Annotated in this window: 11 protein-coding genes and 1 pseudogene; 4 read left to right on the forward strand and 8 right to left on the reverse strand. The window is 69.3% G+C overall.

The genetic code is table 11. The annotated features are described in order from the left end of the window. The 3 genes and pseudogenes from VJN29_RS04955 to VJN29_RS04965 form a co-directional block, all read left to right on the forward strand. A pseudogene (locus tag VJN29_RS04955) lies at positions 1-770 on the forward strand (alpha-amylase family glycosyl hydrolase); the annotation flags it as partial. Between the two features lie 47 nt (positions 771-817). Continuing rightward, positions 818-1258, forward strand: coding sequence for a DUF6098 family protein (locus VJN29_RS04960; RefSeq protein ID WP_324142473.1), 441 nt, complete (start codon positions 818-820; stop codon positions 1256-1258). Between the two features lie 208 nt (positions 1259-1466). Beyond that, positions 1467-3893: a glycoside hydrolase family 31 protein gene (locus tag VJN29_RS04965; RefSeq protein WP_324142474.1), complete on the forward strand. Its 2427-nt coding sequence runs from the start codon at positions 1467-1469 to the stop codon at positions 3891-3893. Positions 3894-3944: 51 nt separating this feature from the next. Here the strand turns inward: VJN29_RS04965 and VJN29_RS04970 are convergent, their stop codons facing one another. The 6 genes from VJN29_RS04970 to VJN29_RS04995 form a co-directional block, all read right to left on the reverse strand. After that, positions 3945-5600, reverse strand: coding sequence for an alpha-amylase family protein (locus VJN29_RS04970; RefSeq protein WP_324142475.1), 1656 nt, complete (start codon positions 5598-5600; stop codon positions 3945-3947). A 19-nt stretch (positions 5601-5619) separates the two neighbouring features. Further along, complete coding sequence (locus tag VJN29_RS04975; RefSeq protein ID WP_324142476.1) at positions 5620-7098, reverse strand: FAD-dependent oxidoreductase; 1479 nt, start codon at positions 7096-7098, stop codon at positions 5620-5622. Beyond that, the gene (locus VJN29_RS04980; RefSeq protein WP_324142477.1) at positions 7095-7943 is read right to left on the reverse strand and encodes a hypothetical protein; all 849 of its coding nucleotides are present in this window, start codon (positions 7941-7943) and stop codon (positions 7095-7097) included. Before VJN29_RS04980 ends, VJN29_RS04975 begins: the two co-directional genes overlap by 4 nt. A 19-nt stretch (positions 7944-7962) precedes the next feature. Then, positions 7963-9192 carry an NRAMP family divalent metal transporter gene (locus VJN29_RS04985; protein ID WP_324142478.1) on the reverse strand — a complete coding sequence of 410 codons (1230 nt, stop codon included), beginning with the start codon at positions 9190-9192 and terminating at the stop codon, positions 7963-7965. Then, a complete protein-coding gene (locus tag VJN29_RS04990; protein WP_324142479.1) occupies positions 9189-9629 on the reverse strand; it encodes a hypothetical protein in 441 nt (146 codons plus the stop codon). The genes VJN29_RS04985 and VJN29_RS04990 overlap by 4 nt, the downstream gene beginning before the upstream one ends. Before the next feature lie 109 nt (positions 9630-9738). Further along, positions 9739-10011 carry a DUF7218 family protein gene (locus VJN29_RS04995; protein WP_324142480.1) on the reverse strand — a complete coding sequence of 91 codons (273 nt, stop codon included), beginning with the start codon at positions 10009-10011 and terminating at the stop codon, positions 9739-9741. Between the two features lie 135 nt (positions 10012-10146). On the opposite strand from VJN29_RS04995, the gene VJN29_RS05000 reads away from it, so the two are divergent. Next, on the forward strand, positions 10147-10401 hold the full coding sequence (locus VJN29_RS05000) for a hypothetical protein (protein WP_324142481.1): 255 nt from the start codon (positions 10147-10149) through the stop codon (positions 10399-10401). A 44-nt stretch (positions 10402-10445) separates the two neighbouring features. Here the strand turns inward: VJN29_RS05000 and VJN29_RS05005 are convergent, their stop codons facing one another. Beyond that, positions 10446-10898 carry a hemerythrin domain-containing protein gene (locus VJN29_RS05005; protein ID WP_324142482.1) on the reverse strand — a complete coding sequence of 151 codons (453 nt, stop codon included), beginning with the start codon at positions 10896-10898 and terminating at the stop codon, positions 10446-10448. Between the two features lie 43 nt (positions 10899-10941). Next, positions 10942-11412 (reverse strand): SRPBCC family protein, encoded by a 471-nt coding sequence (locus tag VJN29_RS05010; protein ID WP_324142483.1) that lies wholly within the window; start codon positions 11410-11412, stop codon positions 10942-10944.

The following is an 11412-nucleotide window of genomic DNA, read 5'->3' on the forward strand; positions in this document are numbered from 1 at the left end:
TCACGAGCCAGTGGGCGAACTTCGTCCGCAACCATGACGAGCTGACCCTCGACCAGCTCACCGACGAGGAGCGCCAGGACGTCTTCGACGCCTTCGGCCCCGAGCCGGACATGCAGCTGTTCGACCGCGGTCTGCGCCGGCGCCTGCCGTCGATGCTGGGCGGCGACGACCGCCGGCTCCGCCTCGTCTACTCGATCATGTTCTCGCTCCCGGGCACGCCGGTGCTCTTCTACGGCGAGGAGATCGGGATGGCTGAGAACCTGGACGTCCCCGGCCGGCTCTCGGTCCGCACTCCCATGCAATGGGGAGATGACGAGACGGGCGGCTTCACCGACGCCCCACGGCGCAAGCTGACGCGCCCGATGCCCGACGGCCTGTACTCCCCCGAGCGCGTCAATGTCGCTGCCCAGCGCCATGACCAGGACTCGCTCTGGTGGTTCATCCGCAACCTGATCCGACTCCGGCGGCAGTACCCACAGATCGGCTGGTCGACGGTCGAGGTGCCCAGGACCAAGCCGCAGAGCGTTCTTGCCCACCTGGCCCGCGAGGAGGCGGGCTGGACCATGCTCGCGCTGCACAACCTCAAGCCCGAGAGCTGCCTCGTGGACGTGTCGATCGGCGAGGTCGACCCGGGCTCCCGGCTCGTGGACCTCGTCGACGAGCGCAGCGAACACCCGATCACCAAGGAGGGCAAGGTGCAGGTCGAGGTCCAGGGATACGGTTACCGCTGGCTGCTGCTGCACCGCCCCGGGGACCGGCCCGCGAAGTAGCCGACGCAGCCGACGCAGTTCACGTGCGATGTGGGTACGGGACCAGCGTGGAGATCATCACCAGGTTCGACGAGGTCGTCGAGCTGGCGCGGATGCGAGCCCCGGTCTATGTGCGGTACTCGGCGGGGCCGGCCCACGACGCCGAGGCGCCCAGTCATGACGTCGAGGCAGACGTGGCGCTGCCCGGCCCGCCCGCCGCCACCCTCACTCCCGAGCCATGGTGGACCCGGCCGGACGAGGACTGGGTCGCGCGACGGCTGTGCACGTACCTCGACCCGCTCGAGCAGGACGGCAACGGCGCTGACCGCCGACCGTGGCTGCTCACCGGCGTCGTCGTCGGCTACGGGCCGGAACACGAGCCCCTCATCGGCGCCGTGGAGCCGCTCGGCTGGGTGGGGCCGGAGGTGTTGGAGACCGCGAAGGAGCTCTATCGGAGCCAGTTCCACAGCCTGGGCGACCCGACCGACCCCAAGCAGAAGTCGGCCTGAGCCGTATGCCGCTGAGCCCCTCCCCGGGTCGCCGCCCGTCCCAGCGTGGAGGCGTGCGTACCTCTGGTTCGCGTGCGGGGTTTCGTGGAGTTGCACTCTGCAGCGTGCCCACCATCGGGGAACCCGCACCGGAGGGAGAGGTGCACACGTGCGGATGGGCTGACCACACCTTGCATCTCCGAGCCTCCGGAAATCGACGAGGAGAAGCATGATCCAGACCGACCACTTCATCCGTTTCGAGCACGTCACGTCAGCCGAGCGGACCGAACGCGGGCTGCTCGCCCAGGTCCACCTTGAGCAGCTGCGGATCGACGTCGTGCGGGACGACGTCGTGCGGATCAAGATGAGCCGCGGCGGGGTCTTCGACGAGGCACCGACACACGCCGTCTGCGTCGATCCCCTCGCGGAGCGCGTCCAGTTCCAGTTCGAGCGGGACGACGAGTACGTGCGGCTGAGGACGCCCGACATGGTCGTCTCGCTGGGGCTGGACCCGTTCCGGATCGATGTGCACCGCACGGACGGCACCCCGGTCGTCGAGGCGATGGCCGACGAGCAGGGCCGCTACTGGACGTACGCCACCCTCAACGACTCCTTCACGATCCGTCGGAGGTGCGGAGGTGCCGACCGCATCTTCGGGCTCGGCGAGAAGAGCGGCCGGCATGACCGGAAGGGCCGCGACTTCACCCTGTGGAACAACGACGTCCTGAGTGAGGTCGGCTCGCTGGAGTTCACCTCAGGCAAGGAGCCCGGCGACCCCCGCGGCGACCGCACGAGCACCGAGTTCGACCCGTACTACGTGTCCGTTCCCTTCTTCCACCACCAGCGCTACCCGCACGGCCAGATGAGCGCGTCGTTCCTCGACAACGGCTATCGCGGCCACTACGAGTTCTCGCCGGCGAACGAGTACCGCATCACGTTCGACGGCGGGCAGTACACCGAGTACGTCTTCGCCGGGCCGCACATGCCTGCCATCCTCCGGTCCTACACCGATCTCACCGGCAGGATGCAGCTGCCGCCGATCTGGGCCCTCGGCTACCACCAGTGCCGGTGGCACAAGTACGACCAAGCCGCGGTGGAGGCTCTTGCGCAGCGCCATCGCGATGATGAGTTCCCTTGCGATGGGCTGTGGCTCGACATCGACTACATGGACGGCTACCGGGTCTTCACCTGGGACTCGGAGTCCTTCCCCGACGGGCGGGGCATGGTCAAGCGCCTGGCCGAGCAGGGCTTCCGGGTCATCACCATCATCGACCCCGGCGTCAAGTACGAGCCGGGCTACTGGGTCTTCGACCAGGGATTCGAGCGGGACCTCTTCTGCCGCACCGAGGGCGGCGACATCTACGTCGGCCAGGTGTGGCCGGGGAACACCGCCTTCCCCGACTTCGTCACAGAGGAGGCGCGCGCCTGGTGGGGAGAGCTCAACGCGGCCCACGTGCAGTCCGGGCTCGCGGGCATCTGGAACGACATGAACGAGCCGGCCACCGGCGTCATCTCCTCCAAGACGATGCGGTTCGGCAGCGGTGAGTTCCCGCACGAGCGCTACCACAACCAGTACGCCCTGCTCATGGCGATGGGCACCACTGAAGGCCTGCTCGAGGCCATGCCGGAGCTGCGCACCTTCATCCTGTCCCGGGCCGGATTCGCGGGCATCCAGCGGTACGCCGCGAACTGGATGGGCGACAACCAGTCGCGCTGGGAACACCTGTGGCTCAGCATCACCATGGGGTGCGGCTTCGGCGTCTCGGGACAGCCGTTCGTCGGGGCCGACATCGGCGGTTTCCAGGGAAACGCCAACGCCGAGCTGTTCCTGCGCTGGATGCAGTACGGCGCCCTCACCCCGTTCTGCCGCAACCACTCCGAGACGGGCTACATCGACCAGTACGCCTGGGCCTTCGGTGAGGTCATCCACCAGCTCGTGCGTGAGGCGGTGCAGCTGCGATACCGGCTCCTGCCCTACATCTACGCGTCCTTCGTCCGCTCGTCCGAGACGGGAGAGCCGGTGCAGCGCCCGCTCGTGCTCGACTTCCAGTACGAGTCGGCGACGGGGGACATCGACGACGAGTACCTCTTCGGCCACGACCTGCTCGTGGCGCCCGTCGACGAGCCGGGCATGACGGCGCGTCAGGTCTACCTGCCGGCCGGCGGCTGGTACGACTGGTTCAGTGACGAGGCTGACGAACCGCACGTCGGCCGCAGCTACGTCATCGCACCGACCCCCATGGACCGGATCCCCCTCTACGCCCGGGCCGGCTCGGTGATCCCCATGTGGCCAGAGGCCCCGCCCTCCACCGACGGCTACCACCCCGAGGTCGTCGAGCTGCACCTCTTCGTCCCACTGGGCGAGGGCCACTACGAGTCCCGGCTCGTCGAGGACGACGGCCGCACCTTCGCCTCCCGCGACGGGGCGCACGTGTCCACCACGTTCACCGTGACCCGCAGCGGGGACGACGTGACGCTCACGGGTGAGGCGGCCGGCGACGGCTATCCCGAGTTCCGGCGCACCGCCTTCCGGCTGGTGGTCCACGGAGCGCAACCCCCGGTGGTGCGCCAGGACGGATCGGAGGTGTCGCCCACCGACGGCGGGTTCCTGCTGCCCAACGCGGGCACGGATCTGCGGGTCGAGTTCTCCGCCTGACGCGGTGGGAGGTCTACCCGCCGAGCCAGCTCGGCGGCATACGGCATGGTGTCATCCTGGCGCGGGACCGTGCGAGCGGCGCAGGCGGATCCAGCGGAACCCGTACGGGCCGACCTCGAGGCGAGTGGGGTCGAGCTCGCTGTCGTAGGGGTGGTCGGAGAACACCTCGACCGGTGGCTGCTCCTCGACCGGGACGTCGTCCAGCTCGACGCACTGCGGCGAGTCCGTGAGGTTGTGGACGAAGAGGATGACGCCGGTTGAGCCCTCGGCCACGTGCGCGAGTACCGGCGCGGGAGTGCCGTCGATGACCCGATGGCTGCCGGCCCCGATCTCCTCGCACTCACGCAGGGTGTGCAGCATCCGGTCGAACCACATGAGCATCGAGTCCGGCACGAGCCGCTGGTCCGTGACGTTGACCTCCTTGAAGCCGTATGGCGGCGCGTCAACCAGCGGACGCAACAGGCGATCCTCGGGCGCCGTGGAGAAGCCGCCGTTCTCGGTCCCGGACCACTGCATCGGGGTCCGGATCGCATCGCGCTCGGGGAGCTCGAGGTTCTCCCCCATGCCGATCTCGTCGCCGTACCGCAGCACCGGCGTACCCGGCATCGTGAACTGCAGACTGTAGGCCAGGCGAACCCGGGCCTCGTCGCCGTTCAGCATCGGAGTGAGCCGGCGCCGGATGCCGCGCTCGTAGAGCTGGTGTTCCGGCTCCGGCCCGAAGGCGGCGAAGACCTCGGCCCGTTCGTCCGGGGTCAGCTGGGACAGGTCGACCTCGTCGTGGTTGCGCAGGAAGGTCGCCCAGGCGGCGTTACGGGGCAGTGGCGGCAGGGACGTCAGCGCCTCGGCGATGGCGCTCGCGTCCCGCCTCGCCAGTGACAGCATGAGGGCCTCGTTGAGGCGGAACGCGAAGAGCATGTGGACCCGGCTCGCCGCACCGTCAGCGTCGCCGAAGAACTCCAGCAGCTCGTCGTCGGGGACGTGCGCCTCGGCGAGGAAGACCGCGTCGCCGCGCAGCCAGGACAGACGGTCGCGCAGCTCCACCAGGAAGCCGTGGGCACGGCCGGCGGCGCCGTCCGCGGTGGTCTTCTCGATGAGGAAGGGCGCCCCGTCGAGACGGAAGCCGCTGACGCCCAGCCGCTCCCAGAAGGTCAGGATCTTCTTCATCTCCGAGCGGACGTGCGGGTTGAGCACGTTCAGGTCCGGCTGGAAGGAGTAGAAGCGGTGGTGGTACCAGGCGCCGGCCGTGTCGTCGTAGGTCCACGTGGATTCCTGGACACCGGGAAAGACCATGCCCTCGTTCCGGTTCGGCGGCTCGTCGTCGGACCAGACGTACCAGTCGCGGTACGGCGAGCGGCGATCGGAGCGGGCCGCCTGGAACCACGGGTGCTCGTCGCTCGTATGGTTGAGGACGAGGTCGAGCATGACCCGGATGCCCCTCTCGTCGCACTCGGCCATGAGCTCCGCGAAATCCCCGAGGGTGCCAAGGGACGGATCCACCGCGTAGTAGTCGGCGACGTCGTAGCCCCCGTCGCGGAAGGGGGTCGGATGGATCGGCCCCAGCCACAGGATGCTGATCCCGAGGCGGCTCAAGTGGTCCAGCCTGCTGGTCAGGCCGGCGAAGTCGCCGATGCCGTCGCCATTGGAGTCCTGGAACAGTCGGACGTCGAGGCTGTAGATCGCCCCACTGCGGTACCACCGTGCTGTCACTCCAGATCCGTACCCAGCCCTATCCCGCACCATCGACGTCGATCGGCTTGACCGCCGGCCCGGCGATGACCTGCCCATCCGACGCGAACCGTGAGCCGTGGCAGTGGCAGTCCCACGTCTCCTCGGCAGCGTTCCAGCGCAGTCGACACCCCATGTGCGAGCACCGCGGCGCCTCCCGCCGCAGCTCGCCGGTGACGAGCTCGGCGGCGACCTTGAGGTTGCCGGTGACGAGCGTCGGCACCGCTCGTATGCCGTCGGTGCGGCGGGCGTCGAAGACCGGCAGCCAGGCGGGGTCGCGGCCGGCCAGCAGGTCGCAGATCATCATGCCGGCCGCGCTGCCGTTGGCCAGCCCCCACTTGCCGAAGCCCGTGGCGACGTAGACCTGGTGGTGGAGCGGGCTGCGACCGACATAGGGCACGTGGTCTGGCGTGACGTAGTCGTGTGCGCTCCACCGATGCGACACGTCGGCCACGTCGAAGGTGTCGCGGGTCCACCCCTCGAGGTCCCTGTAGCGGCCCTCCGTGTCGACGTCGGCGCCGACCTCGTGACCGCTGCCCACGACGATCAGCCCCTCCGGCCCGGCGTCCGGCCAGGGGCGCGTGGACCGCCCGTCGACCGAGATCGTCATCTCCGCGGGGGCCTCCCGGCGCAGGCGCACGGCCAGGCCGTAGGACAGGCTCGGCCGGGTGCGCGCGAAGTAGCCGCCGAGCAGACCGATGGGCAGGAGCGTGGCCACCACCGCGCTGGCTGCCTCGACCGTGCCGCCCGCGGTCTCGGCCGTGACCCGGCCGTGGGCCTCGGCGACGTGGGTCACGCGGCTGTGCTCGTGGATGGTGCCACCTGCCGCGACCAGGGCATCCGCCAGCCCGTCGAGGTAGCGGCGCGGGTGCACGTGCAGCTGGTCGGTGAACCGCACTCCGGCGGTGATCGGGAAGGGCAGCCCGGACTCGTGGACGAGAGTCGCAGGCAGTGAGAGTCGCTGCGCCGCCACCACCTCGTCCTCCATGGCCCGGATCGACGTCGCATCGTCCGAGGTCGTGTAGACCAGCGCGTCCGCGCGAGTCGGCGAGCAGTCGATGTCGAGCTCCTCGGACAGGTCGGCGACGAGGTCGATCCCGGCCCGGTTCGCGTCGGCGTACTGGCGGGCCCGGTCGACACCGGCCCACGCGACGAGGCGGGCATGGATCAGCGAGTGCTGGGCCGTCACCTTCCCCGTCGTGTACCCGGTCGTCCCGTCACCGATCCGACGCGCCTCGAGCACGACGACGCGCATCCCGGCACGGGCAGCGAGCAGCGCCGTGGTCAGCCCCGTGATGCCGGCGCCGACGACGACGACGTCAGTCTCCACGTCGCCGTGGAGCGCCGGCTCCGGCTCCCTGCGCCGACCCGGGTCGTCGAGCCACACGCTGCCGTGCCTGCCTGCCGGAGTGCTCATGACGTTGCCTTTCGTCGTGGTGATCCCGATGCCGTATGCCGCTGAGCCGGCCTCTCGGGTCAACCGTCCTGGGTGTGGTGCGGGTGACGTCGATCGTCGCGCGTCTCGACGATGATGCGGACGGGATCGAGGCGGACCTCGGTGACCTGCGCGATGGGGATGAGGAGGTCATGCCGCTGGATTCGCCGGAAGAACCGTTGGAGCAGATGGGGGCCGAGGTCGGGGTCCGCGTGGTACCCGAGCTCGGTCCCGAGCACCGACTGGGTGCACTGGATGTGGGTGACCCGCCACGGCTCCGACGTCGCGTCGCAACGCAGCTCGATGACGGTGCCGAGCCGGTGACCGGTGTCGTCGACGACGGGAGCGCGCAGCAGGTCGCTGACCCACCGACAGCCCGGCTGCGGCGGCCGAGTCGGCGGCTCCAGCACCGTGACCGGCCGAGGGGGGCCGTCCCCGTCCTCCCGCTCCGGGTCCGATCCGCCCTTGGCGCCGGGGATGCGCGAGACGACGAAGCGGCGGAGCCAGTGCTCGAGGCCGAAGCTCTCGGCGAGCGCCCGCGTCGACGGGTCGTCGACGGTGATCGCCGATCCGACGGCGGTGATGTGGCTGACCGGGACGACGACCGGCCGGGGGTCGGAGTCGCTGCTCAGGCGCCGCCAGACGGCGGCGACCCAGCTGCCGAGCCGCCCGGGTAGCCGCTGGCTGAGGGCTCCGATTCCGACGGCACCGCCCGTGACCGCCAGCGCCTCGCCGGCCGGCGTGAGCTCGAGGTCGTCGATGTTGCCGACCAGCTCCTTCTCCGGGCCGACGACCTGGTGGTCCAGCACACGCAGGACGACGTCGAGGCGGGCGGGTGGGTTCACCGAGTGCCGTGGTGCTGCCAGGTCACCGGTCCTGTCATCGCTCATGTCACCCATGTCACCCATGTCACTGCCCCGCTCTCGTCAGGATCATCAGCGGGATCGCCGCCGCGGCGGCCACGCCCACCACGAACAGGTAGACCGTCCCCAGCGTGTTGGCGAGGCGGCCATTGACGTACTCGCCCATGTAGGTGCGGTCGTTGGCCACGACGAGGATCGGGAAGTAGGTCAGGGGCAGCGCCACCGCGCTGAAGACGATCGAGTACTCGGTGAGCATGATCGGGTCGACCGTGGTCAGCAGCACTCCGATCGCGACGATGGTGCTGAGCAGGATGACGGTGTGGAAGCGCGCGGCCCGAAGCGGCTCGACGAACTTGCCCCACTGCCAACCGAAGTACTGCGCGATGCTGTAGCCGACCGAGAGACCCGTCTCGCAGGCCGCGCCGAAGGTGGCCGCGAAGAAGCCGAGGAGGACGAACGCGAGACCCACCTTGCCGAGGGCCATGCCAACGGGGAGCCCGACCTGGCCGAGGGTGTCGACCTGGATGCCCTGTGGGAGATAGACGAGGGCAGCCACGCCGGCGATGGCGAGCGACAGCAGCCCCCCGAGGGGGAAGCCGATGAACACGTTGGCACGCATGACCCCCAGGTTCTTCTCGGTCCACCCCTCCTCGACCCCGCCGCTCGAGAAGAAGAAGACCTCGTAGGGCGTCATCGCGGCGCCGAAGAGAGCGATCGCGTAGTAGAAGTACACCGGAAGCGTCTCGCCCTCCGGCACCGCGGGGCGGCTTGCCGACTCCCACACCGCGGACCAGTCCGGACCCAGCTGCCAGAGCGCGACGGCAAAGACGATGAGGGCCAGGCCGGCCAGACCGAAGGCGTTCTCGAGGACGGAGAACCGGACCCTCCAGAGCACGAGCCAGACGGCCGCGCCCGCCACGGGGATCCACAGGTAGGGGTTGACACTGGTCGCGAGCTCGAGCGCGAGTGCCACCCCGCCGATCTCGGCGGTGAAGGTCAGCAGGGTGACCGCCATCGATCCCGCGAGGCTGAGCAAGCCCACCCTCGGGCCGAGCCGCTCGCGGATCAGGTCGAAGGTCCCCCGCCCACTCACCGCGGCAACCCGACCGCTCATCTCGGCGAACACGCAGATCCCGACGATGCCGACGAGCACGACCCACGCCAGCGAGAAGCCGAAGCGGGCACCGACCAGGCCGTTGGCGACGAGGTCCCCGATGTCGACGAAACCGCCGATCGCGGTGAGGATGCCGAGGGCAACGGCAAAGAGCTTCTTCACTGGAGAGCCTCGGCGTGCTGGTCCATCGCGTCGGCGGTCCGCCGTAGCTCGCCGGCGAGTGCCGCCATCGTGTCCGAGTCGCCTCGCCGAACCGCTATCCGGGCGTCGGCGAGCAGATCGCCCGTGTCGCCGAGCTGGTCGAGCACGGCGCTCCGCAGCTCGTCGAGCGTCGGATCGGGGGGATCAACGCTGCCGAAGCTCGCCTCGACCGGGCCGATCGCCTCCTCGGCCTCTGTGACGACGGTGTCGGCGTAGGCCAGGGTGATGCGGTTCCCGACGCGGGCGTCGAGCGCCAGCGCGGCAACTCGGGCGGTGGAGACTGTCGACTCGAGCGCACCGATCGCGTTGCGCTCAAAGGCACCGGTGTCGAAGGCGGGAACCACGCAGCCCGACAGCATGAGACAGGCTGCAGCGGCGAGCCACCGGGCTGCTCTCATCGGCGCCCGCTGAGGAGCGTGTGCACGAGGAAGCCGAGGAGTCCGATGAACACGAGCCAGCCGAGGGCGAGGGCGAGTCCCTCGGTCATGACCATGTGCACGCGACCGATCAGTGGTTGCGAAGGGCCTTGATCAGCTGGCCCTTGTCCATCCTCGACCGGCCCTCGATGCCGATCTCGCGGGCGCGCTTGAGCAGTCGGTCCTTGGTCCAGTCCTCGTAGTCGCCCGACTTGCCGCCCTTGCGGCCCACCGAGCTGCGCGAGGAGTTGGCTGCGGCATTGGCGATGCGGGCGGCCTTCTCCTTGCTCGCACCGTCCTGACGCAGCGACTCGTACATCTTCTTGTCCTTGACGGACGGACCGGGGCCACGGCGGCGAGGCATGATCATTCCCTTTCTCCGAACAGTGGCGACGCCTCTCCTGTACCCCTCGCCAACCGCCTCCAACCGACGTGAACGCACAGAACCGCCCACAAGTGCGATTGCAGGAGCAGGCGCCGGGTAAGGACGTGTATGGCCATGTGCGACATGTGCGGGAACGACTACGACAAGACGTTCACCATCACCCGCGGCGATCGTTCCGGTGTCTACGACTCGTTCGAGTGCGCCATCACGGCCTGGGCTCCCGGCTGCGCGCACTGCGGCTGCCGGGTCCTCGGGCACGGCATCGAGTCGGAGCACGGCATCTTCTGCTGCTCACACTGCGCCCGCGCAGGCTTGGGCGCCCAGCGCAGTGACCGCGTCAGCGATGCTGCGGGCGACCAGACGTACTGACCCCGACGGGCTGGTGAACACCCCGCCGGGGTCAGTCCGATCGGTCAGGCCCGCTGCAGCGACTGCAGGGCCTGCTCCTTGGCGGCGGTGAACTGCTCGCCGAGCTCGCCGAGCTGCTGGTTGTTGGCGGCCTTGCTGAAGGACGGCAGGATCTGCTCCTCCTCCTCCTCGACGTGGTGGCGCACCTCGCCGATCATCGCAGCGATGAGGCCGTCCACGCCCGGAGCCCCCGGGTCAGAGGCGAGCAGCTCCTGGAGCGTCTGCTCGACGTGGTGGTGCTCCTCGAGGCCGTCGTCGACGTCTGACGACTCGTCCGGGACCATCGACTTGATCGCGGGGTAGACCACCTGCTCCTCGGCCTTCGAGTGCGGGACGAGCAGCTCCTGCACCTGCCGCAGGAGGTCGGGGATCTCGGTCGGCTCTGCCTTCTCGAGCTTCTTGAAGACGGACTCCAGCTTCTGGTGGTCTTCCTTGATCAGCGTGACGACACCGGACATGCCTGGTTCCTTTCGGTCAGGAGTTGTGGTCGGAACGGTTGCGCTACGTGCTCTCTACCCGCTCGGGGCGAGTTGAGCCGGCGGCTTGTCGCTCAGCGAGGAAGCCGAGCCGCTTCAGGGACTCGGTGTTGCGCGCGTCGAGCATCGGATGCCGCACGGCCCCGGGGACGAGCTTGGCCGGGCCGTCAGTGGCGTCCTCGGTCATGACGACCCGTGTGCCGCCCTTCTCCTCGGTGCACTCGATGCGCACCCTCCCCTCGCCAGTGGGCCAGGCGCGAACCTTGAGCTCGATCGTGTGCGGTCGGTCGATGCTGAGGACCGACGTCGTGTCGTCGATGAGCATGGGCCACAGACCCACGGAGTGATGGATCTGGCTGCCGGGCTGCGGCCACGCTTCGTCGACGTCGCGGATCCTGGCCGCGCCCACGACCCACGAGGCGAAGCTCCAACCGTCCGCGAGGACATCGAAGACGTCATCCGGGGTGCAGCGCATGAATCGAGTCGTACGGCTCAT

The sequence above is a fragment of the Intrasporangium sp. genome (assembly GCF_035280925.1).
GTDB lineage: Bacteria > Actinomycetota > Actinomycetes > Actinomycetales > Dermatophilaceae > Intrasporangium.